The 26,301-nt window shown below is 69.7% G+C and carries 26 protein-coding genes and 1 pseudogene; 15 read left to right on the forward strand and 12 right to left on the reverse strand.

Going from position 1 to position 26,301, the window contains the following annotated elements; all coding sequences use genetic code 11:
- Positions 1-96: 96 nt before the first annotated feature.
- Together AB0G04_RS02355 and AB0G04_RS02360 are read right to left on the reverse strand one after the other, a co-directional pair.
- Positions 97-477, reverse strand: a complete 381-nt coding sequence (locus AB0G04_RS02355; RefSeq protein ID WP_360974987.1) for a hypothetical protein — start codon at positions 475-477, stop codon at positions 97-99.
- A 108-nt stretch (positions 478-585) separates the two neighbouring features.
- Positions 586-783, reverse strand: a complete 198-nt coding sequence (locus AB0G04_RS02360; RefSeq protein WP_360974990.1) for an acyl-CoA carboxylase subunit epsilon — start codon at positions 781-783, stop codon at positions 586-588.
- Between the two features lie 101 nt (positions 784-884).
- On the opposite strand from AB0G04_RS02360, the pseudogene AB0G04_RS02365 reads away from it, so the two are divergent.
- The 3 genes and pseudogenes from AB0G04_RS02365 to AB0G04_RS02375 form a co-directional block, all read left to right on the forward strand.
- A pseudogene (locus AB0G04_RS02365) lies at positions 885-1,751 on the forward strand (serine/threonine-protein kinase); the annotation flags it as partial.
- 2,354 nt (positions 1,752-4,105) lie between these two features.
- Positions 4,106-4,324, forward strand: coding sequence for a hypothetical protein (locus tag AB0G04_RS02370; RefSeq protein ID WP_360974993.1), 219 nt, complete (start codon positions 4,106-4,108; stop codon positions 4,322-4,324).
- Positions 4,325-4,347: 23 nt separating this feature from the next.
- Positions 4,348-5,088 carry a M50 family metallopeptidase gene (locus AB0G04_RS02375; protein ID WP_360974996.1) on the forward strand — a complete coding sequence of 247 codons (741 nt, stop codon included), beginning with the start codon at positions 4,348-4,350 and terminating at the stop codon, positions 5,086-5,088.
- A gap of 33 nt (positions 5,089-5,121) precedes the next feature.
- Here AB0G04_RS02375 and AB0G04_RS02380 read toward each other — a convergent pair whose 3' ends face one another.
- Positions 5,122-6,687, reverse strand: a complete 1,566-nt coding sequence (locus tag AB0G04_RS02380) for an acyl-CoA carboxylase subunit beta (RefSeq protein ID WP_360974999.1) — start codon at positions 6,685-6,687, stop codon at positions 5,122-5,124.
- 125 nt (positions 6,688-6,812) lie between these two features.
- Here AB0G04_RS02380 and AB0G04_RS02385 point away from each other — a divergent pair, with 125 nt between their 5' ends.
- The 3 genes from AB0G04_RS02385 to AB0G04_RS02395 are packed head-to-tail and all read left to right on the forward strand — an operon-like array spanning position 6,813 to position 9,093.
- Complete coding sequence (locus tag AB0G04_RS02385) at positions 6,813-7,712, forward strand: hypothetical protein (RefSeq protein ID WP_360975002.1); 900 nt, start codon at positions 6,813-6,815, stop codon at positions 7,710-7,712.
- Positions 7,713-7,721: 9 nt separating this feature from the next.
- Positions 7,722-8,537, forward strand: coding sequence for a biotin--[acetyl-CoA-carboxylase] ligase (locus AB0G04_RS02390; protein ID WP_360975005.1), 816 nt, complete (start codon positions 7,722-7,724; stop codon positions 8,535-8,537).
- A gap of 4 nt (positions 8,538-8,541) precedes the next feature.
- Complete coding sequence (locus tag AB0G04_RS02395) at positions 8,542-9,093, forward strand: PH domain-containing protein (protein ID WP_360975008.1); 552 nt, start codon at positions 8,542-8,544, stop codon at positions 9,091-9,093.
- On the opposite strand, the gene AB0G04_RS02400 is transcribed toward AB0G04_RS02395, so the two are convergent.
- Genes AB0G04_RS02400 through AB0G04_RS02410 form a run of 3 tightly spaced genes read right to left on the reverse strand, consistent with a single transcriptional unit; the run spans position 9,057 to position 10,975 of the window.
- Positions 9,057-9,614, reverse strand: a complete 558-nt coding sequence (locus tag AB0G04_RS02400) for a GtrA family protein (RefSeq protein ID WP_360975011.1) — start codon at positions 9,612-9,614, stop codon at positions 9,057-9,059. The two genes, AB0G04_RS02395 and AB0G04_RS02400, sit on opposite strands and share 37 nt — an antisense overlap.
- Before the next feature lie 37 nt (positions 9,615-9,651).
- Positions 9,652-10,158, reverse strand: coding sequence for a GtrA family protein (locus tag AB0G04_RS02405; protein ID WP_360975014.1), 507 nt, complete (start codon positions 10,156-10,158; stop codon positions 9,652-9,654).
- A gap of 52 nt (positions 10,159-10,210) precedes the next feature.
- Positions 10,211-10,975, reverse strand: a complete 765-nt coding sequence (locus tag AB0G04_RS02410; RefSeq protein ID WP_360975017.1) for a sigma-70 family RNA polymerase sigma factor — start codon at positions 10,973-10,975, stop codon at positions 10,211-10,213.
- Between the two features lie 311 nt (positions 10,976-11,286).
- Between AB0G04_RS02410 and AB0G04_RS02415 the strand changes: the two genes are divergently transcribed.
- Positions 11,287-13,092 (forward strand): phosphoenolpyruvate carboxykinase (GTP), encoded by a 1,806-nt coding sequence (locus AB0G04_RS02415; protein WP_360975020.1) that lies wholly within the window; start codon positions 11,287-11,289, stop codon positions 13,090-13,092.
- A gap of 296 nt (positions 13,093-13,388) precedes the next feature.
- Positions 13,389-14,159, forward strand: coding sequence for an isoprenyl transferase (locus AB0G04_RS02420; protein WP_360975023.1), 771 nt, complete (start codon positions 13,389-13,391; stop codon positions 14,157-14,159).
- A 348-nt stretch (positions 14,160-14,507) separates the two neighbouring features.
- On the opposite strand, the gene otsB is transcribed toward AB0G04_RS02420, so the two are convergent.
- On the reverse strand, positions 14,508-15,314 hold the full coding sequence (gene otsB, locus AB0G04_RS02425) for a trehalose-phosphatase (protein WP_360975026.1): 807 nt from the start codon (positions 15,312-15,314) through the stop codon (positions 14,508-14,510).
- A gap of 276 nt (positions 15,315-15,590) precedes the next feature.
- Between otsB and AB0G04_RS02430 the strand changes: the two genes are divergently transcribed.
- From AB0G04_RS02430 to AB0G04_RS02445, 4 genes are all read left to right on the forward strand, one after another.
- Complete coding sequence (locus tag AB0G04_RS02430) at positions 15,591-17,003, forward strand: PhoH family protein (RefSeq protein ID WP_360975029.1); 1,413 nt, start codon at positions 15,591-15,593, stop codon at positions 17,001-17,003.
- A 197-nt stretch (positions 17,004-17,200) separates the two neighbouring features.
- Entirely contained in the window at positions 17,201-17,890 is a 690-nt protein-coding gene (locus AB0G04_RS02435; protein WP_360975032.1) for a lytic transglycosylase domain-containing protein, read from the forward strand.
- 93 nt (positions 17,891-17,983) lie between these two features.
- Positions 17,984-18,733, forward strand: a complete 750-nt coding sequence (locus AB0G04_RS02440) for a serine protease (protein ID WP_360975035.1) — start codon at positions 17,984-17,986, stop codon at positions 18,731-18,733.
- Between the two features lie 43 nt (positions 18,734-18,776).
- On the forward strand, positions 18,777-19,394 hold the full coding sequence (locus AB0G04_RS02445; RefSeq protein WP_360975038.1) for a rhomboid family intramembrane serine protease: 618 nt from the start codon (positions 18,777-18,779) through the stop codon (positions 19,392-19,394).
- Positions 19,395-19,466: 72 nt separating this feature from the next.
- On the opposite strand, the gene glpX is transcribed toward AB0G04_RS02445, so the two are convergent.
- The gene (gene glpX / locus AB0G04_RS02450; RefSeq protein ID WP_360975041.1) at positions 19,467-20,504 is read right to left on the reverse strand and encodes a class II fructose-bisphosphatase; all 1,038 of its coding nucleotides are present in this window, start codon (positions 20,502-20,504) and stop codon (positions 19,467-19,469) included.
- Between the two features lie 91 nt (positions 20,505-20,595).
- On the opposite strand from glpX, the gene AB0G04_RS02455 reads away from it, so the two are divergent.
- A complete protein-coding gene (locus tag AB0G04_RS02455) occupies positions 20,596-21,162 on the forward strand; it encodes a DUF4245 domain-containing protein (RefSeq protein ID WP_360975044.1) in 567 nt (188 codons plus the stop codon).
- A 2-nt stretch (positions 21,163-21,164) separates the two neighbouring features.
- Here AB0G04_RS02455 and AB0G04_RS02460 read toward each other — a convergent pair whose 3' ends face one another.
- From AB0G04_RS02460 to AB0G04_RS02470, 3 genes are read right to left on the reverse strand one after another with little or no spacing between them, the layout of a single operon-like run.
- Positions 21,165-21,368: an exodeoxyribonuclease VII small subunit gene (locus AB0G04_RS02460; RefSeq protein ID WP_360975047.1), complete on the reverse strand. Its 204-nt coding sequence runs from the start codon at positions 21,366-21,368 to the stop codon at positions 21,165-21,167.
- Positions 21,368-22,594 carry an exodeoxyribonuclease VII large subunit gene (gene xseA, locus AB0G04_RS02465; RefSeq protein WP_360975050.1) on the reverse strand — a complete coding sequence of 409 codons (1,227 nt, stop codon included), beginning with the start codon at positions 22,592-22,594 and terminating at the stop codon, positions 21,368-21,370. The genes AB0G04_RS02460 and xseA overlap by 1 nt, the downstream gene beginning before the upstream one ends.
- Positions 22,595-22,603: 9 nt before the next feature.
- Positions 22,604-23,146 (reverse strand): hypothetical protein, encoded by a 543-nt coding sequence (locus AB0G04_RS02470; RefSeq protein WP_360975053.1) that lies wholly within the window; start codon positions 23,144-23,146, stop codon positions 22,604-22,606.
- A gap of 281 nt (positions 23,147-23,427) precedes the next feature.
- Between AB0G04_RS02470 and AB0G04_RS02475 the strand changes: the two genes are divergently transcribed.
- Positions 23,428-24,429 carry a 4-hydroxy-3-methylbut-2-enyl diphosphate reductase gene (locus AB0G04_RS02475; RefSeq protein ID WP_360975056.1) on the forward strand — a complete coding sequence of 334 codons (1,002 nt, stop codon included), beginning with the start codon at positions 23,428-23,430 and terminating at the stop codon, positions 24,427-24,429.
- Here AB0G04_RS02475 and AB0G04_RS02480 read toward each other — a convergent pair.
- Positions 24,422-25,555, reverse strand: a complete 1,134-nt coding sequence (locus tag AB0G04_RS02480) for a DNA recombination protein RmuC (protein WP_360975059.1) — start codon at positions 25,553-25,555, stop codon at positions 24,422-24,424. The two genes, AB0G04_RS02475 and AB0G04_RS02480, sit on opposite strands and share 8 nt — an antisense overlap.
- 42 nt (positions 25,556-25,597) lie before the next feature.
- Between AB0G04_RS02480 and AB0G04_RS02485 the strand changes: the two genes are divergently transcribed.
- Positions 25,598-26,299, forward strand: coding sequence for a hypothetical protein (locus AB0G04_RS02485; protein WP_360976220.1), 702 nt, complete (start codon positions 25,598-25,600; stop codon positions 26,297-26,299).
- Positions 26,300-26,301: the final 2 nt, after the last annotated feature.

Raw genomic sequence — 26,301 nt, forward strand, 5'->3', positions numbered from 1 at the left:
TGTCGTGGTCGCGCAGCATCGTCCACAGCATGGAGACGTCCATGAAGTAGAAGCGGTCCTTGCTGTCGCCGGCTCCGCCGCCGTCGTAGGCAGGCATCAGGCGCCACCGTTCCCTTCGAACGCGGCTTGGACGTCGGAGAGCTTGGCCTTGGCGAAGGCGTCGGCGCCGCGATACTTGGCGCTGATCTGTTCCGCTGAGGTGGCGAACTCGTTGGTGCCCGCGACGTAACCGTGCACGTTGCGGAAGGTGGCGTCCTGGACCTGACGGTGGGAGTACAGGAAGAGGCTCAGCTCGTAGAAGTCGCCGCCGGTGGGGAGTTCGGCGAGCATGTTCTCGGCGACCTGGTTGGCATGCGGGACGTAGTTCTGTTCGAGGTCTGCCTTGAGACCGGCCGCGAACTCCTCCATCGCCGCGATGTCCGCTTCGATGCCTTCGATGTCGCTGAGGTCGTAGTTGTAGACCGTGCTTCTCGGCACAGGTTCGTTGTCTACAGGCATCGGCGAGCCTCCCATCGACGACCGGCGAATGAACCTCTGAGAGGTTAGCGAATTCGCGCGCCCGCTACCGCCCCCTGTGGATGACGTTCAGTGGGGGAGGCCGGAGGTCTGCCAGTTGCGGGGGCCGGCGCCGGGCCGGGAGGATCGGATCCAATCTGAGGCAGGTTGCGGCGGCGTGGGGTAATTGACCGAAGTGGATCGAGATGCCAGGATGGCGACGAGCGCCGCGACCTCATGATCGTCTAGTCTTCCCCGTACGACGCTGACCAGCGGTTCCTCATTCATCAACCGAGCGTACGACGGGTGGCCGGAGATCCGGTGACACGTGTCCCACACTCGGCTGATCAATTCGCGGCCGCTCGACAGAACCAGGTATTTTCTGCGTGATGTCTTCTTCTCCCCCACTCGTTGTCGCTGATCGGTACCGGCTCGTTGCGCCGCTCGGTCAGGGCGGGATGGGACGTGTCTGGCGCGCGACCGATGTCGTCCTGCACCGAGAAGTGGCGATCAAGGAGCTCGTGCCGCCTCCGGGGCTGACCCCGGCCGAGCGGCAGGAGATGCGCGAGCGCTCTCTCCGCGAGGCGCGCGCCATCGCCCGGCTCAACAACATCAACGTGGTGCGCGTCTTCGACGTGCTCAGCACGGACGCCGACCCGTGGATCGTGATGGAGTATGTTCCGTCGCGGTCTCTCCAGGATGCCCTGGCCGCGGACGGGCCGTTCAACGCGCTGCGGTCGGCGGAGATCGGACTCGGCGTGCTGAACGCGCTGCGGGCCGCGCACCGCAACGGCGTCGTGCACCGTGACGTCAAGCCGGGCAACGTCCTGCTCGGCGCGGACGGCCGCGTGGTGCTCACCGACTTCGGCCTGGCCACGGTGCCGGGCGACCCGAACGTGACGCGGACCGGTCTGGTGCTTGGTTCGCCGGCCTACATCGCTCCGGAGCGTGCCCGTGACGGCACCGCTGGTCCGGCTGCTGACCTGTGGTCTCTCGGTGCGACGCTGTACGCGGCGGTCGAGGGCCAGTCGCCGTTCGCGCGCCCGTCGGCGATCGCCACGCTGGCCGCGCTGGCGACGGAGAACGTGCCGGTCGCGCGGAACGCGGGCCCGCTCAAGCCGGTGCTCAACGGTCTGTTGCGCAAGGATCCGGCGCACCGGATCAACGCGGAGGAGGCGGAGCGGCTGCTGTCGCGGGCCGCCGGTCGCCGCGGCAAGATCACCTTCCCGATGAGCCCGTCGATGCGGCGGCCGGGTGTGGGACGGGAGCGTCCGTCGCTGCCCACCGGCCCGGGCGGTCCGCCGGTGCTGCCGGGTTCGGGTTGGGGGACCGCGACGGGTTCGGCTCCGGTCGTACCCAATCCTCGCCCTCCGGTGGCCCCGCCTCCCGCAGCCGATGGGCGTCCGCCGCATTTCGCGTCGGGCAAGGCGCCGGTCGGTGACCATCCGCCGGAAACGCCGCGCCGCGGTGCCAGGCCTCTCGATCCGACGCGCCTCGACACGCCGCCGGTCCGAGACGATCAAAAACCTTCCTCCGGTACGGGCAGAGCATCCGCTATCGGTGCCTCGCAGTCACACCGTCCCGGCCAGGCTCAGGTCCCGCCACGCTCACCGGCGTCGGGAACGACTCCGCCGATCGGAGCCGCGACGAGGCCGCCGATGGGGGCCGGTGTGAACCCGCCGACCGGTCCGGGTGTGAACCCGTCAGCCGGTCCGGGGGCGAACCCGTTGACCGGCCCGGGAGCGAGGCCGTCGACCGGTCCGGGGACGAACCCGCCGACGGGTCCGGGAGCGAACCCGCCGGCTGTTTCGGGAGGGAGCCCGTCGGCCGGTCCGGTAGCGAAGCCGCCGACCGGGAATGCGCCGGCCGAGGCGGACGCGAAGTTCGCGTCGGGTGCCGGTGCGAAGCCGCCGACGGTGGCCAGCAGTTCGGCGCCCACCAACGCCTTGCGTACCGGTTTCACCGCCGCCGACGTGGCCGCCCACCGCCGCAAGCAGGCGGCACCCGAGCACGAGCGTTCGCTGGCGCAGGCGACTTCCAGCTACCCGGTGGTGACACCCCGTGACGCGGCGTCCGCCGAGCCCAGTAAGCCCGGGGCGGAGACACCGTCCGACCTGGAGGAGCAGGCAGAACCGGCCGGCCGGGAGAAGGCATCCGAGCCGGAACAGGCGGCCGGTGGGGCCGTACCGGGCGCGGAGTCCAGCGGGTCCGGCGCGCCGGGTGCCGACGCGTCCGAGGCCACCGCACCCGAGGCCACCGCCTCTGAAGACACCGTTGCTGAAGAGACCGGGTCTGAGGACACCGTGGCTGAAGACACCGTGGCCGAAGAGACCGCGTCTGAGGACACCGTGGCCGAGGAGACCGAGTCCGCCGACGAACCTGAGCCCGAGGCTGATGCCGCGGCTGATCCGGCTGCGGAGCCGGAGGCCGCCGAGGCGTCGCCCGCGGAGGACAGGACCTCGGTGGTGGTCGTTCCGGGCCCGGCCGAGGAGAAGACCTCGCTGCTGCCGCCCGCACGCCCGCAGCAGTCTGCCGAGGAGAAGACGTCGCTGCTCAAGCCGCCCGCCGAGGATAAGACGTCACTGCTCAAGCCGTCCTCGGAAGAGAAGACATCGCTGCTCAAGCCGTCCTCCGAGGAGAAGACGTCACTGCTCAAGCCGCCGGCCGACGACGACCGGACCTCGGTGGTCAGCATGCCGCCGCGCCGCCGGATCATCACGGCCACGCCCGCTACGCAGGTCGTCGGCGACCTCGAGGCGGACCCGGGGTTCCCCCGGCCGAATCGTCCCGCGTGGACGCCGATGCAGATGCGCCCGGTGGCGCGCCGCAGCGGCGGGATCACGCTTCTCGGCACCACGCTGACCCGTCGGCAGGCGGCTGTCGCGCTCGGCATCGTACTGACGTTCCTGCTGCTCGTCGGCATCATCGTGGTGCAGGCATTCGGTGACGACAACACGGCTTCCCCCGAGGTGAAGAAGGCCGTGACCGGCGCTTCGGCTCCGGTGCGGAACAACGGCAAACCGGACGGCGCTGGGACGAAGGCCTCCGTGCAGGGGCAGACGAGCGCGCCCGCCACCCCCAGTTCGGCGCCCGCGTCGAGCTCTCCGCCTGCCGGTGAGGTTCCGGCGGGCTGGCGTCTGCATCGGGGCTCCGGCTACAGCTTCCCGGTTCCGGATCAGGCCAGGAGCACCGACGGGGGCGACGTCACGCTGGGGTGGGGCAAGGGACGCCAGGTCCGCGTCGACATCGTGGAGGGCAAGAACGACCCGGTCAAGTACCTCAACAGCGACGGGACCATCGGGTACAACCGGGTGGGTCCGCGCCGGATCGACTTCCACGGCTCGTCGGCCGAGGTGGAGTACTACCGCAACACCAATGGCAACACCCAGCAGCGTGTGGTGCGGCGGGTCGTCAGCACGGAAGGCACGACGTTCGTGCTGACCTGGTACACCGAGGCTGACGACTGGGACGCCGCCAAGAGCGATCTGCAGAAGATCTATCAGGGCTTCGCGGTGAAGTAGTCGAAGGGTCCGGCAGTTCGTGGTGATGCCGTCATGCGTGAGATCCAGATGACTGGGTAGTTATCCATCGTCACGGATGGAGGTGCAACATGAACTGCCGACGACACGGCAGTAAGCCCACGATCGGCCTGTGGATGCTGGTGGCGGCGGCTGACGTCGCGATCATCATGGCGTCGACCGGTCTTCTGACGGCACTGCTTGTTCTGACCGCCCTCGCGGTGATCATCACCGGCGGGGTGTACGCGGCACGCTCCCTCGGCAGCCGCGAGCCTCAGCCCGCGAAGGCAGTGGTGAGGCGACGCGCATAGCCGGATCGGCTACAGTCCCCGGCGTGTTGTCGATCGACGGTGTGACAGATCTCTGGGACCAACTGCTCGGTGCCCAGCCGGACCCACCCGGGATGCTGGTGCTGCTCACCGTGGTGGCCGGGTTCCTCGCGGTGGCGATCCGCCCGGTGTGGCGGGTGGCCCGCAACGCCGTCACGATCGCCCATGAGGGCGGGCACGCCCTGTTCGCCCTGCTGACCGGGCGCAAGTTGCGGGGCATCCGGCTCGAGTTCGACACGTCCGGCCTGACGCTGTCGGCGGGCCGCCCGACCGGGATCGGCATGATCCTGACCCTGCTCGGCGGCTACATCGCCCCCTCGCTGGTCGGTGTGCTCGGCGCGTGGCTACTCGGCGGCAACCGGATCACGCTGCTGCTCTGGCTGGCGGTGGTGCTCCTGCTGCTCATGCTGATCAACATCAGGAACCTGTTCGGTGTGGTGTCGCTGCTGGTCACGGGCGCGATCGTGTTCGCCGTGTCCTGGTACGCGGCACCGGAGACCCAGGCGGCCTTCGCGTACGCCGGGGTGTGGTTCCTTCTCTTCGGGGGTGTTCGCCCCGTCTTCGAGCTGCAGAGTCTGCGCAGCCGCGGCCGGATGCGTGATTCGGACGCCGACCAGTTGTCCCGGCTGACGCATCTGCCCGCCCTGCTGTGGGTGGGCGTCTTCCTCGTGGTGAACGTGGTCGCCCTGCTGGCCGGCGCCTTCCTGCTCGCCGGCCAGTGGCTCCCCACACTCACCACCACGTAACTCGTTTGGCCGCGGAGCGAAGCGGGGCCAGTGTTACAGCGGGATGTTGCCGTGCTTCTTGGGCGGCAGGGTCTCCCGCTTGGTGCGGAGCATCCGCAGGGCACGGATCACCTGGGTACGGGTCTGCGACGGCTGGATGACCGCGTCGACGTAACCCCGCTCGGCCGCGATGTACGGGTTGGCGAGCGTGTCCTCGTACTCCTGAATGAGTTCGGTGCGCCGTAGCGCCGGGTCCTCGGCGGAGGCCAGCTCGCCCCGGTAGAGGATGTTGACCGCACCCTGGGCGCCCATCACGGCGATCTGCGCGGTCGGCCACGCGAAGTTGACGTCCGCCCCGATGTGCTTGGAACCCATCACGTCGTACGCCCCGCCGTACGCCTTACGGGTGATGACGGTGACCTTCGGAACGGTGGCCTCCGCGTACGCGTAGATGAGTTTCGCCCCGCGCCGGATGATGCCGTCCCATTCCTGTCCGGTGCCGGGCAGGAATCCGGGGACGTCGACGAAGGTCAGCACGGGGATGTTGAACGCGTCACACGTACGGACGAATCGGGCCGCCTTTTCCGACGCCGCGATGTCGAGCGTCCCGGCGAGGCTCATCGGCTGGTTGGCGACGACGCCGACCGGCCGGCCCTCGACCCGCCCGAACCCGACCACGATGTTCTGCGCGTAGAGCGGCTGAACCTCGAGGAACTCGTCGACGACGGTTTCGACGACCTTCTTGATGTCGTACGGCTGGTTCGGCGAGTCCGGGATGAGGGTGTCGAGCTCGAGATCAGCGTCCGAGGAGGCCGGCGGCGCATCGAAGACGACCGGCTCGTCCAGGTTGTTGCTGGGCAGGTAGGAGAGCAGCGCGCGGACGTACTCGATCGCGTCCTCCTCGTCGCTGGCCAGGTAGTGCGCGTTGCCGCTGCGGGTGTTGTGGGTGCGGGCCCCGCCGAGTTCCTCCATGCCGACCTCTTCACCGGTGACCGTCTTGATGACATCCGGACCGGTGATGAACATGTGTGAGGTCTGGTCGACCATGACGGTGAAGTCGGTGATCGCGGGGGAGTAGACGGCGCCGCCCGCGCACGGGCCCATGATCAGCGAGATCTGCGGGATGACGCCGCTGGCCCGGACGTTGCGGAAGAAGATGTCGGCGTAGAGGCCGAGCGCGACCACGCCCTCCTGGATGCGGGCGCCGCCGGAGTCGTTGATCCCGATGATCGGGCAGCCGATCTTCATGGCCAGGTCGAGCACCTTGACGATCTTCTCGCCGAAGACCTCGCCGAGGGAGCCGCCGAAGACCGTGAAGTCCTGGGAGAAGACGCACACCTGCCGGCCGTCGATGGTGCCGTGGCCGGTGACGACACCGTCGCCGTACGGCCGGTTCTTCTCCAGGCCGAAGGCCGTGGACCGGTGCCGGGCCAGTTCGTCGAGCTCGACGAAGGAGTCCTTGTCGAGCAGCAGCTCGATGCGTTCGCGGGCGGTCTTCTTGCCGCGGGCGTGCTGCTTCTCGATGGCTCGCGCGGAGCCGGCGTGCACGGCCTCCTCGCTGCGCCGGGCGAGTTCGGCGAGCTTACCGGCGGTGGTGTGGATGTCGGGCTCTATGGTCACGAAGGTCTCCACGCTCTGAGCGCTCGTTAAGGCAACGATCAGCATCGTAGCCGGGGAGCCGTCGCACACGGAGGGCGTCGAGACGCGTGCGTTTCATACCCAATGCCCCATTCGTTACTCCCGGCGTGACGAACTGGATGACCGCGGCCGGGCTCGCCTTCATCGCAGGCGGCCTCGCCACACTGATCAGCTTCCGCGCCGTGATCTTCGGCGCCGGAGCTCGTCGGGCGAACCGGGCCGGCTCATCCCCTCGCCGCCGGCGGTCGGAAGCCGTCGCGAGGTCCGCACCCGGACCTCGCGCCACGATGGACGCCGCAGCGGCCGAGGGTGACGAGCCCAGGGCCAGGCGGCGAAGTCTGGCCGCCGCCTTCAACGGCCGGCCCGCCGAGAGCGAGGCGAGTGCGAGCGGGCTGGCGTCGATCGGGCTCGCCGACGAGGACGAGGACGAGATGCGACGGTACGGCTACGACGACTACGACCCGGGCGAGGAAGACGAGCGCGACCCGGAGCCCGGCCCGGTGTACGACGGGGAGGAGCGCCTCGGTTACGAGGACGGTTACCTCGAGGACGGCTCGTGGCCGCCGCGGCGGCGCAGGCGCGACCCCGAACCGGACGGCCCGGCCTGGGCCCGCCGCGACATCGAGAGCCCCGGTGGGTACGCCGGCCGGTTCACCGGCCCGGACTCCGAACGGCCGCTGCCCGACTGGGACTGGCCGCGGTACACCGACGTCGACGACTCGCCGGCCGGCGACTACTGGACGCCGGTGCCCGACCGTTACGCCCCGCCCGAGCTGGACCCGCTGCCGCCGGTGCCCGACTACCAGCCCGCGACCGGCTTTGACCTGCCCGCGGTGCCGGTCGAACCGCTCGGGCCGGTCCCGGAGTGGCCGCCGCGCGAACGCCGGGTCCGGCTGCCCCGCTCGTGGACCGACCGGGACGCGCAGGAGGGCCTGGAGAACCGTCCGAGTCCCCGGCCACGGCCGGCGCAGCCGTACGCGGGGAAGCACAGCGCCGGCCCGCACTAAGCTTCCCGGATGGGCTATACCGAACTCGACCGGCCGCCGTTGTCCGCGCGGGCACTGACTCGCGCCCTGGTCGTACCCGGCGGACTGTGGTCGAAGTTCGACGTGCGGGAGGAGACCGGCTCGACCAACGCCGACGCGGCGGCCGCCGCCGCGGCCGGCGTGCCGGAAGGGCTCGTAGTGGTTGCCGAGAGCCAGATCGCCGGCCGCGGGCGGCGGGACCGGCAGTGGACGTCGCCGCCGCGGGCCGGTCTCACCGTCAGCGTTCTCCTGCGGCCCGGCGTGCCGGCGTCCGCGTTCGGCTGGCTGCCGCTGCTCGCGGGGGTGGCGCTGGTCGAGGCGGTGGCGCGGATCGGCGAGGTGGAGGCCACCCTGAAATGGCCCAACGACCTGCTGATCGGCGATCGCAAGTGCGCCGGCATCCTGGCCGAGGTCGCCGGGGACGCCGTGGTGATCGGGGTCGGGGTGAACGTCAGCACCCGCGCCGAGGAACTACCCGGGACGACCGGTCTGCCGGCCACGTCCCTGCTGGTGGCGGGTGCCGCCAACACCGATCGCAGCCCGCTGCTGCGAGCCCTGCTGCGCAGCATGGCGCGGTGGTACGAAGGATGGCGCGAGGCCGGTGGCGACGCCGAGATGTGCGGGCTGCTCGCCGCCTACCAGCGGCACTGCGCGACGATAGGCCGCCGGGTGCGGGTGCTGCTGCCTGGCGGCGCCGAGCAGACCGGCGAGGCGGTCACCGTGGATTCCGACGGTCAGCTGGTGATCCGTACGGATGAGGGTGCCGATTTTCGTGTCTCGGCGGGGGATGTCCTGCACGTACGCTGACGGCGTGGCGTTCCCGGAGGATGTGCTCGCGGACGAGGAGGAGATCGTCCTCCACCTGCGTCCGCACTGGAAGGCGGCGGTGGCCCCGACCGTGGTGCTGCTGCTGGCCGTGGCCGGCCTGATCATGGGCTGGGTGATGCTGCCCCCGACCGAGGGCGGCCGGATCGGACTAGGCCTGGTCGCCGCCATCATGGTGTACTACGGCGGCCGTTACGGGGCGTACCCGCTGCTGCAGTGGCGCTGCACGGAGTACGTACTGACCGGCGAGCGGCTGCTCATGCAGTGGGGTGTCGCCGACCGCCGGCGGCGTGATCTGCCGCTGAACCGGGTGAACGATCACTCGATGACGCAGTCCCTGCTGGACCGTCTACTTGGTAGCGGGACACTGACCGTCGACTCGGTCGGGGACCAGCGCGCCGTGCTGGCCGGGGTGCCCGCCGCGCAGCTGGTGCAGAACACCCTGTACGAGCTGATCGAGCTGGCGCCGCCCGACGAGGACGACGACCCGGAGGAGACCCCTCAGCGTGGGTCGAGTTCCGGTCGCAGTTCGAGGTGAGCCACGCTGCCCGGCTCGTCGATCGCGCTGAGCTCGGCGAAACCGGCAGTCGCGTCCATGTCGGTGATGGCGCCCTCGTGGCCGTCGACCGGCGGCTTCAAGAAGACGAACGTCCGGTACGCCCAGAAGCGGAAGATCGTGCCGATCACGATGCCGATCGTCGTCATGCCGAGCAGCTGCAGCTTGTCGTCGTGCTCGGAGAGACCGATCCCGTACTTGCCGAGCGCTGTCATGCCGGACTGGATGACCATGCCGATCAGGTTGAACCCGAAGAACAGGGTGTACTCCCGGCGCAGCGCGGTCCGCGTGTGGTGCCGGTAGGTCCAGTAACGGTTCGCCACATAAGCCAGAGTGGTCGTGATGACGGTCGCGAGAACGCTGGCCTTGACCGGGCCGATCCCCATCGCCACCCAGCAGATCGCCAGGTAGAGGAGGGTGTTTCCGGCGCCGATGATCCCGAAGGCGATGGCTTCGGGAGCGAGGCGGCGGAGGCGTTCCGTCAGCAGGCTGGCTGAGGGCATTGGGCAACCTTACGCGAAGGGGGGCGATTACGCCGAGTCACTGTGAGACTGACGACGGCGCCGTCACGCTTCCGGTGGCCGGGGCGTCGGTGACCCGGAAGACGAATCGGCGGTAGGACCAGAAGCGGAACATCGTACCGAGCACCGTGCCTACCCCCACGCCGGCGATGTTGTCGGCGAGCGGGCTCCTCAGTGCCGGCCAGATCTGGCCCAGGCCGTAATGGCTGATCGCGAGGCACGCCAGGGCGATGCCCAGTCCGATCAGGTTCAGCACGAAGAAGGTCGTGTACTGCCGGGCCATGTTGGTGTGGTCGCCGTCGCGCCACGTCCAGAACCGGTTGCCCACGAAGGCGACCGAGGTGGCCACGATGGTCGCACCGGCCTTGGCGGTCAGTGACTCGAGCCCGGCCGACAGCAGAACGTTGAAGAGCACCAGGTCGACGGTGAAGGCAGTCCCGCCGACGATTCCGAATTTGCCCAACTCGTGGACGAGTCCCGTGATCCGGGTGCGCAGCGTGGTCGGCTCGGGGGGTTTCGGGGGCACGAATCCGAGGGTACCGGGGGAGGTCACGCTACGCCGTTCTCGTTGCCGGGTCTTAACCGGACGTCTCAACATGGTGACGTTGACGATACGGAGCGTTACGGAACCCGTCGATTTCGCGGATCTCGTCGAGCCGCTCCCGGCAGTCCGAGCACCAGCCGAGGTGGGTTCGCATGCGATGGGCGTCCCGGGCGGCGAGTCGTCCGCGTACCTCTCCACCGAGCCGCTCGCCGGCCCACCGGCACTCCGGATGCTCGGCCACGGCAACGTGCTGCTGCAGATAGAGGCTGCGCAGCCCCTCGCGGGCGCGGTGGGCCAGGACCGCCACCGCGTTCGGGGTCAGGCCCATCCGCGGGGCCAGCTCAGCCGGGGTGCTGCCCTCCACCTCGGTCTGCCACAGCACGTCGCGCCAGCGTTCGGGGAGTTGCCGGAACGCGGCCGCGGCGAAGGTGCGTTCCAGCCGGTCCAGTGCCGGGTCGGTGAACGGTTCGCCGGCGTCGTACCGGGTCAGGTCGTCGGTGAACTCCAGCCGCCGGTCCGAGCGCGCCCGCTGGTAACAGAGGTGCCGCATCGTGGTGTGCAGGTAGGCGCGGAACGCGACCAGCGGCCCACGACCGGCTCGCAACGTCGCGAACACCTTGGCGAACGTCTCGGCCACCAGGTCGTCGACGTCGGCGGGATCGTGGACGAGTCCGTAGGCGAACTTGCGGGCTGCCGTGTGGTGCCGCTCGTAGAGCGTCCCGTACGCGGCGGTGTCGCCGGCCCGGACGGCGGCGAGCAGGCCGGTGTCCGAGTCCGCGTCGTTGCCCGGGATCGTCATTCCGCCTCCTGTGGCCGGAACTGCGAGGAAAGCCCGATTACGCGAGAGTCTAAGCCGGTAAGTCCGTTTTGTGAAAGTTGTCGAGCGCGACGGTGTGGCTCGGCCGGAAGAGGGCGCCTTGCGCACAGTTGCGCTTTGCGGCGAAGAATCGCTCGTCTGCGCGCATAGCAGCCAAAGATTGTGCGGTTGTCCACAGATGTAGCCGATGAACTCAATGCTCAGTCGGGCTTACGCTGACGTGACTCCCCCATGACAGACCGGATTGCCCGGTTGGTCAGTCATAGGTCAGTGCCGACCGAAGGAGCTTCACCTTGACCCAGCCCCCTACCTCGCACCCGCGACTTCTCGCGTGGATCGACGAGGTCGCCGCCCTGACCACACCCGACCGCATCGTCTGGTGTGACGGTTCCGAGGCCGAGTGGACCCGTCTCACCGACGAACTCGTCGAGTCCGGCGCGCTGGTCCGTCTCGACGACAAGAAGAAGCCGAACTCGTTCTGGGCGCGCACCGACCCGTCCGACGTGGCGCGGGTCGAGGAGCGCACCTTCATCTGCTCGGTCGACGAGGCCGACGCCGGTCCCACCAACAACTGGATGGCGCCGGCCGAGATGAAGCAGCTGATGACGGGGCTGTACAAGGGATGCATGACGGGCCGCACGATGTACGTCGTCCCGTTCTGCATGGGCCCGCTCGACGCCTCCGAGCCGATGTTCGGCGTCGAGCTCACCGACAGCCCATACGTCGTGGCCAGCATGCGGATCATGACCCGGATGGGCGCCGAGGTCCTCAAGGTGATGGGTGACGACGCGGACTTCGTGCCGGCACTGCACTCGATCGGCGCGCCGCTGGCGCCCGGTGAGCAGGACGTCGCCTGGCCGTGCAACGAGACCAAGTACATCTCGCACTTCCCGGAGACCCGGGAGATCTGGTCGTTCGGCTCGGGTTACGGGGGCAACTCGCTGCTGGGCAAGAAGTGCTTCGCGCTCCGGATCGCCAGTGTGGCCGCGCGCGACGAGGGCTGGCTCGCCGAACACATGCTGATCATGAAGTTGACCTCGCCGCAGGGTGTGGTCCGCTACATCGCCGGCGCCTTCCCGTCGGCCTGCGGCAAGACCAACCTCGCGATGCTGGACCCGACTCTCGACGGGTGGAAGGTCGAGACCATCGGGGACGACATCGCCTGGATGCGGTTCGGTGAGGACGGCCGGCTGTGGGCCACCAACCCCGAGTTCGGACTGTTCGGCGTCGCACCCGGCACCGACTTCCACACCAACCCGAACGCGATGCGCACCCTCGCCAAGGGCAACTCGGTCTTCACCAACGTGGCACTCACCGACGACGGTGACATCTGGTGGGAAGGCATGGGCGAGCCGCCCGCGCACCTCACCGACTGGAAGGGCAACGACTGGACTCCTTCGTCCGAGTCCCCGTCGAGCCACCCGAACAGCCGCTTCTGCACCCCGATCGAGCAGTGCCCGATCCTGGCCGACGAATACCACGACCCGCGCGGCGTGCCGATCGACGCGATCCTCTTCGGCGGACGCCGTAAGACCACCATCCCGCTGGTCAGCGAGGCCCGCGACTGGGTGCACGGGGTCTACCTGGGCGCCACCCTGTCGTCGGAGACCACCGCCGCGGCGGTCGGACAGGTCGGCGTGGTCCGCCGCGACCCGATGGCGATGCTGCCGTTCATCGGCTACCACGCCGGCGACTACTTCCAGCACTGGATCGACATGGCCAAGGGCGCGTCCGGTGACGCCGCCAAACTGCCGAAGGTGTTCTACGTCAACTGGTTCCGCCGCGGTGACGACGGCCGTTTCCTCTGGCCCGGCTTCGGCGAGAACAGCCGCGTCCTCAAGTGGGTCGTCGAACGCCTCGACGGCAAGGCCGACGCCGTCGAGACGCCGATCGGACACGTGCCCACCCCCGACGCGATCGACGTGACCGGGCTCGACATCGACCCGGCCGACCTGGCGGCGGCGCTGCGGGTCGACCCGGAGGAGTGGAAGGCAGAGATCCCGCAGGTCACCGAGTGGTTCAACAAGTTCGGCGACAAGCTCCCGGCCGTCCTCTGGGCCGAGCTCGACGCGCTGAAGGCGCGGCTCGCCGACGCGTGACGACCGGCCGGCTCCCGCCCGCGGCAACGGCGCCCGGGCGGGAGCCGGCCGGCCCTTATCCACGCCCGCCGGTCATCGGCCGTTCGACGTCAGGCCGCGCGCCGCCGGCTATCGGCCGGTCGGCCTCGGGTCGCGCCCGCCGGTTGTCGGCCGTTCGGCCCCGGGTCGCGCTCCGGCCGGACCGGCCGGTCGGTTGAGGCGTCCGGTAGCACGATCGGGCGCATCACAGCCGCGTACGGTCCCACGGCAGGCCGCCCCGCTTGAGCCTCTGGCGGTGGTGGTTACGCTTTGGGGTGATGAGTCTGCGTTCTCTGGTCTACACCTTTTACGAGCGGCGGCTGGCGGGGAAGCTGGCCGGTAAACCCGTGCCCAAACACATCGGCGTGATGTGCGACGGAAACCGCCGGTGGGCCCGGGAAATGGGCTTCGTCGACCCCAACGACGGCCACCGCGTCGGCGCGACCCGCGTCAAGGAGCTGCTGACCTGGTGCGACCAGGCCGGCATCGAACACGTCACGCTCTATCTGCTGGCCACCGACAACCTGCGCCGCCCGGCGTCGGAGCTGGACCCCCTCGTGAAGATCATCGAGGATCTGGCCACCGAGCTCGCCGAAGAGGGCAACCCCTGGCGGCTGCGCATGGTCGGCGCCCTCGACATCCTGCCCGCGCCGACCGCCGCGACGCTGAAGGCCGCGCAGGAGAAGACCCGCGACCGCTGCGAAGGCGTCGAGGTCAACATGGCCGTCGGCTACGGCGGCCGCCGCGAGATCACCGACGCGGTCCGCTCCCTGCTCTACGAACACGCCGCGACCGGCGGCACCATCGAGGAACTCGCCGAGATCCTCGACGTCGAGCACATCGCCGAACACCTCTACACCCGTGGACAGCCCGACCCCGACCTGGTCATCCGTACCAGCGGTGAACAGCGGCTGTCCGGCTTCCTGCTCTGGCAGTCGGCGCACTCGGAGTTCTACTTCCACGACGCCAACTGGCCCGACTTCCGCCGCATCGACTTCCTCCGGGCGCTGCGCTCCTACACCAACCGCCAGCGCCGCTACGGCGCCTGACCCCGCCGCGACTCCAGGCAGGTCCCGCTCCTCAAGACCCCCATTCGGTACGGGTGACCCCGTCCCGCCGAACCCGGACAGTCCCGGGCCTACCACGCGACGCCGGCGGCTGGTCCCGGACCCCAGCGCCCCTTTCGGGCTGAGGCGGTGGTCCCGCAACCCCGCCGCCACCCCAAGAGCGGGCGGCGCCGCAGTGCGTGGTGATCTGCGCCCGCCGGTGGACCGTAGGTCACCACGCGGGGTGCGGGACCACCGAAAGGGGCGCTGGGACCGCCGCGGAGATCGCGAAGTAGCCCCGGGACGGGGCCGATGCGGTTGGGGCCGACGGGCCTCGTACCGAAAGAGGTCTTAGAAACGCCGTAGGCCCTCGGTGAGGAAGGCAGCCACCGCGTCCGGCGATTCGAGGGTGAGGTCGGCAGCGCTGGAGACCTCCGCGCCGGTCTCCGGGTTGGCGACCGCCACGGCCATGCCGAAAAAGTTCGGGTCGACTGCCTCGCGGGCGCGCAGCGCGTCGAACGCCTTGATGTCGGACATGTCGTCACCGAAATACCAGGCGCAGCCGGCGTTGCGGACGCCCTCGGTGATGACCATGCCCTTGTCCTGGTCGACGGGCGGCTTCAGCTCGACCACCATGCGGCCGCGCTGGATGCGCAGGCCGAGGCGTTCGGCCTGCTCGTGGGCCCAGCGTTCGACGACGGGCGCGTGCTCCGGCGCGGTGCGGTAGTGCAGGGCCACGGAGAGCCGCTTGTATTCGACGAGGGTCTCGGCGGGCAGTTCGGCGCGGGCCTGGTCGGCGAGGCCGGACATGGCCGGCACGAACTCGAGGGCGGCCGGCTCGGTGACGACCTGGCCGTCGTGCCAGACCTCGAGGCCGTACAGGCCGTGCAGGTCGACGTGGCCGAGGCTGTCGAAGCGGGAACGCAGGAAACTGACCGGACGGGCGGAGACGATCGCCACACGTGCGACCGACTCGGCCAGGCGCTCGAGGACGCCCAGGACGGACGGCACCGGCTGGGAGGCGTCCGGGTCGTCGGTGACGGGCGAAAGGACACCGTCGAAGTCGAAGAAGAAGGTGGTCGCGGAGGCCCGTGAGGCCGTGAACGTCCAGGCCTCGTCGGTGGTCAGCGGATGGGTCGGACGCGCGCTCTCTGCCACGGGAGTCAGATTACCCGCGGAAGGTCCCCTTTTAAGCCCACCTATGGAGGGTGCGGCGGTCGTCACCCCGACGAGATGGATATTGCGCTCTACCGCGGGACGTAGTTGACCGCTAGCGTTTGAGTCATGGCGCGGGGTCGTCCCGGGCCAACCGGTCGGCCCGGACCTGCGACGACTGCGCCACGGGGACCGCAATCCGACCCCGTGCAGAGGGCCGGCGACCGGTAGGTGGCGGACCGCGGGCGGACCGGGTTGCACGCCCGCTGGAGCAGGCCTGTGACATCTCGCCGTACCGATGCCGGGGTCGATGCGAACCCGGCCGACAAGGTCTCCAGCAACCGTGCCACGACGGGTCGCCGTAAGACCCGGGACCGGCACGCCGACGCGGAACCCGCCACTGCCGGCAGGGTCTTCGTCCTGGACACTTCGGTCCTGCTGTCCGACCCGGCGGCCTTCCGCCGGTTCACCGACCACGAGGTGGTCGTGCCGCTCGTGGTCATCTCCGAGCTGGAGGGAAAACGTCACCATCCCGAACTCGGCTGGTTCGCCCGGCAGTCGCTGCGCATGCTCGACGAGCTGCGGATCAAGTTCGGCCGCCTGGATCAGCCGGTGCTCTGCAACGACGAGGGCGGCACGCTGCGGGTCGAGCTGAACCACGCCGACCAGAGTGTGCTGCCGCAGGGCTTCCGCAACGACTCGAACGACACCCGCATCCTGTCGGTGGCGCTGGGGCTCGCCGCGGAGGGCCGTGAGGTCACGCTGGTCAGCAAGGACATGCCGCTGCGGGTGAAGGCCGCCTCGGTGGGTCTGACGGCCGACGAGTACCGGCACGGCCAGGCCAGTGACCCGACCTGGACGGGCATGGCGGACCTGCAGCTGTCCGAGGAGCAGGTGGGCGCCCTCTACTCCGGCGCGGAGCTGGAGCTGGAGGAGGCGGAGAACCTGCCCTGCCACACCGGCCTGGTGATCCACTCGCCGCGCGCTTCGGCGCTGGCCCGGGTCAATCCGGACAAGAGCATCAAGCTGGTACGCGGTGACCGGGACGCGTTCGGGCTGCGGGGCCGGTCGGCGGAGCAGCGGGTAGCGCTGGACATCCTGCTGGACGAGCAGATCGGCATCGTGTCGCTCGGTGGCCGGGCCGGCACCGGCAAGTCGGCGCTGGCCCTGTGCGCGGGCCTGGAGGCGACGATGGAACGCAACCGCCACAAGAAGGTGGTGGTGTTCCGTCCGCTGTACGCGGTCGGCGGTCAGGAGCTCGGCTATCTGCCCGGCAGCGAGTCGGAGAAGATGTCGCCGTGGGCGCAGGCGGTCTTCGACACCCTGGGTGCGGTGGTGCACGGCAACGTGGTGGACGAGGTCCTGGCCCGCGGGATGCTCGAGGTGCTGCCGCTGACCCACATCCGCGGCCGGAGCCTGCACGACGCGTTCGTGATCGTCGACGAGGCGCAGTCGCTGGAACGCAACGTGCTGTTGACGGTGCTGTCCCGGATCGGGCAGAACTCGCGGGTCGTGCTGACCCACGACGTCGCCCAGCGGGACAACCTGCGCGTCGGCCGGCACGACGGTGTCACCGCGGTGATCGAGGCGCTGAAGGGCCATCCGATTTTCGCTCACGTAACCCTCACGAGGTCGGAGCGTTCGCCGATCGCTGAGGTAGTGACGGACCTCTTGGAGGAAATCCCGCTGTAGACATTCGAGTGAACACCAGCGTGGCTGATTCGTGCCGGATTCACCCGGTAGGGGATGTGACTAGAGTCACATAGCCGCGCTGGTGTTTCACATCCACTTCACGTTGCGCCATGGTGTTCGGCGTGCAACCCGCGGCGCGGTCCGCCCTCGATGGGCGATGACGCGCCGCTTCCTTGCCCCCGACGAAGGGACTCTTCGTGAAGCGGCTGTGGAGCCGGATGGGTGTCCGTGCGGCCTCTGTCGGTCTGCTCGTGCTGGGACTCACCGGCGGTGTGTACCTCGGGCAGAACCGGGACGTCCAGCGGCAGAGTGTCGATGCTCAGCTCGTCGTGCAGGCGAATGAGGACGAGATGCGGCTGCTGAAGGAGCGTCAGGCCGATCATGCCGCCGCGCGGGCGCACCGCGTGGTGGCCGAGGAGGCCGCCGCCGCCAAGGCTGCCACCGAGGTCAAGGCCGCCGCGTCCAAGGCGCGCACGCTGGAGAAGAAGGTCATCGAGGCCAAGGAGGCCGAGAAGGCCAAGAAGGCCGCGGAGACCTCCGGTCCGGTCGCCTACACCGGTGAGATTCCGGCGTCCTGCAACGAGTACAGCGGCAGCCGCAAGATCGGGTGTGCCCTGATGCTGGACAAGGGCTTCGGCCTCGACCAGTTCCCGTGTCTGGACAGGCTGTGGAAGAAAGAGAGCGGCTGGAACTACAAGGCCCTCAACAGCGGTTCCGGCGCGTACGGGATCCCGCAGGCGCTGCCCGGCGACAAGATGGCGTCGGCCGGCTCGGACTGGAAGACGAACCCGGCCACCCAGATCGAGTGGGGCCTCGGCTACATCAAGGGCCGCTACGGTACGCCGTGCAAGGCCTGGGGCCACTCGCAGAACGTGGGCTGGTACTGACAGAACTCGGCGACGGGGCTGCGCGGCGATCCGCGCAGCCCCGTTTTGCTGTGATCAAATGTCCATATGGTCCGGAAAGTCGCGCTATGTCTCTTGGTTGTCGCGCTGGCCTCGACTGACACACCCGCACGAGCCGACACCGGGTGGACACCGGTACGCGAAGTGGTCGGCGGGAAGATCGCCGACAATGGCAAGTTCCCCTGGGCCGTGCGGCTCTCCATGGGATGCGGCGGCGCCCTGACCGCGCCGCGGGTGGTCCTCACCGCCGGGCACTGCGTGGGACCGACCGGACCCAACGACCGGATCACCGTGACCGCCGGGTCCACGGATCTCGACTCCCGTACCGCGATCTCGGTCAGATCGGTCGAGGTCCACCGCTCGCCCGACTTCGTGACCGAGACCCGCGGCGACGACTGGGCCGTCGTCCGGCTGGAACGCGACCTGCCACTGCCCACCCTGCCCGTGACCCCCGACGACGTCGACACCGGCACGTTCACCGTGATGGGCTGGGGACAGACCCGGGAGGCGTCACCGCAGCAGGAACGCCGCCTGCACTACGCGAACGTGCCGACGATCCCGGACGACGAGTGCGCGGCCGCCTACCGCCGGGCCGGCGTCGAACTGGTCCGCGACGAATCCATCTGCGCCGGGCGGCACGGCGTCGACACCTGCCAGGGGGACTCCGGCGGCCCGATGGTGCGCCGCGACCGGCTCGGCCGCTGGGTGCAGGTCGGCATCGTCAGCTGGGGGCTGGGCTGCGCCCGCGACGGCTACTTCGGTGTCTATACGCAGATCGCCAAGTTCCGTACCGAGATCGAGGAAGCCGTCCGCCGGATGAGCTGACGTCCGACTGGCCGGCCCGGCCCGCGCCTGCGACCATCGATACATGGGATACGGGTGGGCGGCGGGCGCGAGCACCGACGAGTCGGGACGGTTCGGCACCGACAGCTTCTACGCGGCGCTGGGCCGCGCGTTCGTGACCATGTGCGCGGTGGTCCCGGCACTGTTCCTGATCGAGGTGATCGACGTCGCGCTCGGTCCCGGCACGCTCGACGTGGCCGGCGGCATCATCCCGCACTCGGTCGAGGGCGTCGACGGGATCCTGTTCAGCCCGTTCCTGCACGACGGCTGGGAACACCTCTACGGCAACTCTGTCCCACTGATCCTGCTCGGGACGTTCGTCCTGGCCGGCGGCGTGCGCAGGTTCATCTGGTCGACCGTGCTGATCATGCTGGTGGCCGGTGTGGGCGTCTGGTTCATCGGTGACTCCGGCACCGTGGTGGTCGGGGCCAGCGGCGTCATCTTCGGATACCTCGGCCTGCTGCTGGCCCGCGGCCTGGTCGAACGCAGCTGGTGGAACTTCGCGGTCGCCCTGTTCATCGGCCTGCTCTACTGGTACCAGCTGTTCAACGTGCTACCCACCGACCAGCGGATCTCCTGGCAGGGACACCTTCTGGGCCTGGTCGGCGGCGTCATCGCGGCAGTCATCTTCCGCCGGCGTTGATGCCTCATCGCGAACTTGCGAGTTTCGGGTGGGACGTCCCACCCGAAACTCACCACGTCTGCGGCAGGCGCGTCACATGACCGGGTCGCCGAGCGGAACCGTCGGCAGGTGCCCGTCGAAGTCGACGGCCGAGTACAGCGCCAGCTTCTCCAGGCGGTGGTACGAGTCGATGACCCGGATCGTGCCGCTCTTGGACCGCATCACGATCGACTGCGTGTGCGCGCCACCGGAGCGGTAGCGGACACCCTTGAGCAGGTCGCCGCTGGTGACACCGGTCGCCACGAAGAAGCAGTTGTCGCCGGTGACCAGGTCGTCGGTGGTGAGCACCCGATCGAGATCGTGACCCGCGCCGATCGCCTTCTCCCGTTCGGCGTCGTCGAGGGGCCACAGCTTGGCCTGGATCATGCCGCCGAGACACTTGAGGGCGCACGCCGCGGTGATGCCCTCGGGAGTGCCGCCGACACCCATGAGCACGTCGACCTCGGACTCGAAGCGGGCCGCGGAGATGGCGCCGGCGATGTCACCGTCCGAAATGAACTTGATGTTGGCGCCCGCGTGCCGGACCTCCTCGACCAGCTTCGTGTGCCGGGGACGGTCCAGGATGCACACCGTGACGTCGGAGACGCTGGAGCGCTTCGCCTTCGCGATGCGGCGCAGGTTCTCCTTCACCCCGGCGTTGATGTCGACGACGTCCGCGCAGTCCGGTCCGACGGCGATCTTGTCCATGTAGAAGACGGCGCTCGGGTCGAACATGGCGCCGCGCTCGGCGACCGCCAGCACCGCGATGGAGCCGGGCATGCCCTTGCTCATGAGGGTGGTGCCGTCGATCGGGTCGACCGCCACATCCACTTCCGGCCCGGTGCCGTCACCGACCCGTTCGCCGTTGTAGAGCATCGGCGCTTCGTCTTTCTCGCCCTCACCGATGACGACGACGCCGCGCATCTGGATCGAGTTGATGAGCTTGCGCATGGCGTCGACGGCAGCGCCGTCACCGCCGTTCTTGTCGCCTCGGCCGACCCATCGACCGGCGGCCATGGCGGCCGCTTCGGTGACGCGGACGAGGTCGAGGGCTATGTTGCGGTCGAGGTCCTGAGGGACTCGGGCGGGCACGGCGGCCTCCTCGCGACGTTGCGGGGCTGGTGATTACTCGATCCTGGCATCCGAGGACGTGCCAAGTCTTGTTTCAGCGACGTGGTTAACAATGGGGTTCGTGGAATCCGCTGCCTCACCCGCCCCCGAACCGTCCGTCCCGCGCCTGTCCGCACGGGAGGGCCGCCGCCCCCGCGACATGATCATCTCGCTGCTGGTGCTGCTGGTCCCGATCGCCCTGGTGCTGACTTTCTACCGGGTGGTGCTGGAGGGCGACCGGCCGGTCGCGAAGGACCCGACCTCGTCGATCCAGCTGGCGAGCCGTGAGTTCCCGGTCGCGCAGGCGTCCGGACTCGGCGAGGACTGGCACATCACGTCGGCCAACTTCCGGCGTGAGGACGGCGGGGCGACGCTGCGGCTCGGTTACGTCGACCCGGACGACCGGCCGATCCTGCTCGTCCAGAGCGACGTCGACGCGGCCACCCTGGTGCCGGCGGAGGTCGGCGATCAGGGCAAGCGCACCGGCACATACCGGGCCGGGGCGCGTACGTGGATGCAGTACTCCGGGCGGCCGGGCGAGACCGCGCTGATCGTGACCGAGCAGGAACGGACGATGCTGATCATCGGAGACAGCGCCGCGGCCGGGAACATGGAGAAGCTGGCCTCGTCGCTGTCCTGACCTCACTCGCCGGTCCGGGCTGCCTTGGCCGCCTCGATGCGCTCGCGGGCGCCGTCGAGCCACCGCTGGCAGATGTCGGCCAGGCGCTCACCCCGCTCCCACAGCGCCAGCGACTCCTCCAGGGAGCCGCCGCCCTGCTCCAGTCGCTCCACCACGCCGGCCAGCTCGGTGCGGGCCTGCTCGTAGGACAGTTTCTCGTCGGTCATCAGCTCTCCATCACTGCCGCACGCAGCTCGCCCTCGGCGAGCCGGATCCGTAGAAGGTCGTCCGCGGCCACCTCGTCCGCGGCGCGGACCACATGACCGTCGGGTCGTTGCACGATCGCATAGCCGCGTTCCAGCGTCTTGGCCGGTGACAGCGCGCGCAGCCGGGCAACGGTGTGCTCGAGTGCGTCGTCGGCCCGGCGCAGCCGGTGGCCGAGACTGCGGACGGCCCGGTCACGCAGCCCGTTCACCTCGGTGGCCCGCTGATCGATCAGCACCTCCGGCCGGGCCAGCACCGGCCGGGACCGCCACGCGTCGATGCGGTGCCGCTCCCGGTCGATCATCGTCAGGATCGCCCGGTCGAGACGGCCCCGGGCCTGCCCGATCAGCCGCTGCTCGTCGGCCAGGTCGGGAACGATCCGCTTCGCCGCGTCGGTCGGCGTCGAGGCGCGCAGGTCGGCGACGTAGTCGAGCAGCGGCGCGTCGGTCTCGTGGCCGATGGCGCTGACCACCGGGGTACGCGCGGCGAAGACGGCCCGGCACAGCGCCTCGTCGGAGAACGGCAGCAGGTCCTCGACGCTGCCGCCGCCCCGGGCGATCACGATCACGTCGATGGTGTCGTCACCGTCGAGGACCTTGAGTGCGTCGATGATCTGCGCCACCGCGGTCGGCCCCTGCACCGGCACGTTGACCACCCGGAAGTCGACCGACGGCCAGCGGCGCCGCGAATTCATCAGCACGTCCCGCTCGGCGGCGCTGGCCCGCCCGGTGATCAGGCCGATCCGGCCGGGCAGGAACGGCAGCCGCCGCTTGCGTTCGCGGGCGAACAGACCCTCGGCGGCGAGCAGGCGCTTCAGTTTCTCCAGCCGGGCCAGCAACTCGCCGATCCCGACCTGGCGCACCTCGTCGGCGCGCAGGCTCAGGGTGCCGCGGCCGGGATAGAACTCCGGTTTCGCGTGCAGGGTGACGCGGGCTCCCTCGGCCAGGTCGGGTGCGCCCGCGTGGAGCACGTCGTGGCTGGTGGTGACGGTCAGGCTGAGGTCGGCCGACGGGTCACGCAGGGTCAGGAAGACCACGTTCGAGCCGGGCCGGCGGTTGATCTGGGCGACCTGCCCGTCGACCCAGACCCAGCCGAGCCGGTTGATCCAGGCGGTGATCTTCTGGCTGACCACACGAACCGGCCATGGCTCGTCGGCGGAGCTGCGCGGCGCGCTCTCGGGCTCGTTCACCCGGCCAGATTACGTAAGCCCACCGACATTCTCGCCGGTGCGATCCGGGGTGGCGGACATCGCGCCGGGCTCGGCGTGACCCGCGTACCGGCTCAGATCGATGGGTGTGCGTCGTTCCGGCAGTCCGCGTTCGATCAGCGCCAGGACGACCACGGCGAGCAGCCCGGCACAGGCCCAGAAGATCAGATCGCTGGCCAGGTACAGCGGTTCCAGGCGCAGGCCGCCGCCGGTGCCCAGGAACGGGAACGGGTAGCCGTGCCGCCCGGCCTCACCGGCCATGCAGCAGCCGGAGGACTCCGGAACGGCCGTCGACAGCATCCCCAGCAGCACCAGCACGGCCGCGACGACGTGACCGGCACGCCCGGGAACCGGCCGGTACCGCAGCAGCAGCAACCCACCGCCGACCACGAGCATCAGATGGAACACCAGATAGGCGCCGGTCAGGCCGCCGTCGGCCCCGACCGCCAGGTTCAGCAGGCCGATACCGAGCAGGAACCAGCCCGTCATCACGCGGAGCACGGCCGGGATCGATGGCCACAGCTCCGCGCTCATGAGGAGAAGTATCTCGCCCGAATCGTCGGATCCGGACCGGAACGGCCCAGGCGGGCCTCACCCGGATGCGGCGCGCCACCAGACCGATCACCACCGCCAGAACCATCCCGGCGTACGCCCGGAGGCTCCCCTCCACGACGAGCCGCAGCAGGTCGTACCCCCCACCCGCCGGCGACCGCCTGTCGCCGCGCCTGCTCGAGATCGCCGGCCACCGCGCTACGGGCCGACGTTCATGACCGCGCAGTGTGCACGTCCTGTGCCACTCGTCTCGTCGCAGGCGGGTGCGGCCCGGGGCCACGTACCATGGCCGGGTGACTGAAGCTCGTAAGCGTGTGTTGCTCGCCAAGCCGCGTGGTTACTGCGCCGGTGTCGACCGCGCCGTGCAGACCGTCGAGGAGGCGCTGAAGCTCTACGGCGCCCCCGTCTACGTGCGCAAGCAGATCGTGCACAACAAGCACGTGGTCAGCACGCTCGAAGCGCGCGGCGCGATCTTCGTGGAGGAGAACTTCGAGGTCCCCGAGGGCGCGACCGTCGTCTTCTCGGCCCACGGCGTCGCCCCCGAGGTGCACGAGCAGGCCCGCGAGCGCAACCTCAAGGCCATCGACGCCACGTGCCCGCTGGTGACCAAGGTGCACCACGAGGCCCGGCGGTTCGCCTCCGAGGACTACGACATCCTGCTCATCGGTCACGAGGGCCACGAGGAGGTCATCGGCACCGCCGGTGAGGCGCCCGCCCACATCCAGCTCGTCGACGGTCCCGACGACGTCGACAACGTCGTCGTCCGCGACCCGGCCAAGGTCGTCTGGCTGTCCCAGACCACCCTGTCGGTCGACGAGACGATGGAGACCGTGGCCCGCCTCAAGACCCGGCTGCCGCTGCTCCAGTCCCCACCCAGCGACGACATCTGCTACGCGACCTCCAACCGCCAGCACGTGATCAAGGAGATCGCCCCGGAGTGCGACGTCGTCATCGTCGTCGGCTCCACCAACTCGTCGAACTCGGTCCGCCTCGTCGAGGTGGCACTCGGCGCCGGCGCCAGAGCCGGCCACCTGGTCGACTACGCCTCCGAGATCCAGGACGAGTGGCTGGCCGGTGCCACCACGGTCGGTGTCTCGTCCGGTGCCAGCGTCCCCGACGAACTCGTCATGGAGGTGCTCGCCCACCTCGCCGAGCGAGGCTTCGGCGAGGTCACCGAGTACACCACCGCCGAGGAGCGGCTCACCTTCTCCCTGCCGCAGGAGCTGCGCAGGGACATGAAGGCCGCCGCGGCGGCGGCTAGCTGAACTCGGGCGCCTGCGGCTGACGAGGAGCGATCTCCACCTGGACGGGCGGAAGTAGCTCCTCGTCGGACACGCCCATCTCGGCCAGCTTGCGGGCACTCACCAGCACCCGTGACTCCAGCGAACCCACCGCCCGGTTGTACGCGGTGACCGCCCCCGTCAGCGACGTCCCCAGCTTGTCCACATGGTCACCGAGCGTGGACAGCCGGCCGTACAGCTCCCGGGCCAGACCGTGCACGGCCGCGGCGTTACGGGTCAGCGCCTCCTGCCGCCACGAGTAGGCGACCGTCCGCAGCATCGCGATCAGCGTCGCCGGGGTGGCCAGCACGATGTTGCGCCGGAACGCGTGCTCCATCAGCGCCGCGTCCCGCTGCAGCGCCGCGTCCAGGAACGGGTCGGCCGGAACGAACAGCACCACGAAATCGGGCGTCGACTCGAACGCCGACCAGTACCGCTTCCCGGACAGCGCGTCCACGTGCGCCCGCAGATGCCGGGCGTGCTGGTCCAGGTGCCCGTCGCGGGTGTGCTCGTCGCGAGCCTCCATCGCGGACAGATACCCCTCCAGCGGTGCCTTCGCGTCGACCACCACGGTCCGCCCGCCGTGCAGCTTCACCAGCAGGTCCGGGCGTACCCCCTGCTCGTCGGTCGAGGCGGTCACCTGCTCGGCGAAATCGCAGTGCTCCAGCAGCCCGGCCGCCTCCACGATCCGGCGCAGCTGGTGCTCACCCCACCGGCCGCGCACCTGCGGAGCCCGCAACGCGGCCACCAGCTGCCGCGTCTCGGTACGCAGCTCACCGGAGACGGCACCCATCGCCCGTACCTGTTCCCGCAGCTCGGCGTAGGCGTCGATGCGGTCGTGCTCCAGCTGGGCGACGCGGTCCTCGTACCGGCGCAGGGTGTCGTGCAACGGCGCCACCGCCCGCGCCACCGCCTCCTGCGACTGAGCGGTCGCCTCATAGGACAGTGCCCGCAGCGACTGTTCCATCCGCTGCTCACCGTCCCGAGCCGCGGCCACCGTCGCTTCGAGGCGGGCAATGTCGGTGGCTGCGCGGGCCCGCGCGGCGAGCCAGCCGATCGCACCTCCGGCAGCGAGACAGACGAATACCACGGCCAGTGTCGAGAAGGTCACGAGAGCAGGTTGCCAGAAAGCGGGGGTAGCGTGGAAAACATGATGAGCGTGTTGCTGATCTTGGTGATCGTCGCGTTGGCAATTCTCGCAGTCGCCGCACTACAACGCGGTGGCGAAACCCGTCGGCAGACACAGCTCGACGACGCCCGCGCCGAGGCCCAGCGGTGGTACGAGCGACTCGGCGGCCAGGTGATGAACCTCAGCTCCGACGACCCGGCGGCGCGGCAGGCACTCGCCGACGCGAGCGAACGCTACAACGCGGCCGGTGGCCAGCTGCAGAGCGCCAACACGGTCCGGCAGTACGAACTGGCACGCGAGTCGGCCCTGGAAGGCCTCACCTACGTGCGTGCGGCCCGCGTCGCGATGGGGATCGACCCCGGCCCCGACCTTCCGCCGCTCAGCGCCGCCCACGACACCGGCCAGATCACCCGCGACCGTGAGGTGACCGTCGAGGGCCACGCCTACCGGGCCGGGCCGCGGCCCGGCCGCGACACCCCGTACTACTACCCGGGCGGCCGGGTGCAGGGCCGTCCCGTCCCGGCCGGCTGGTATTCCACACCGGTCTGGAAGACGGCACTCGGCGCGGGCGCCGGTGTACTCGGCGGGATGCTCATCTTCGACGCCCTGCTGTCCCCCGAGTTCGGCGATTTCGGCGACACCGGCTTCACCGAGGGCGACGCGGGGGACCCCGGCGACTTCGGCAGCGATTTCGGGGCCGGCGATTTCGGCGGCTTGGACTTCTAGCA

The sequence above is a fragment of the Actinoplanes sp. NPDC023801 genome, assembly GCF_040639655.1.
Taxonomy (GTDB): domain Bacteria; phylum Actinomycetota; class Actinomycetes; order Mycobacteriales; family Micromonosporaceae; genus Actinoplanes.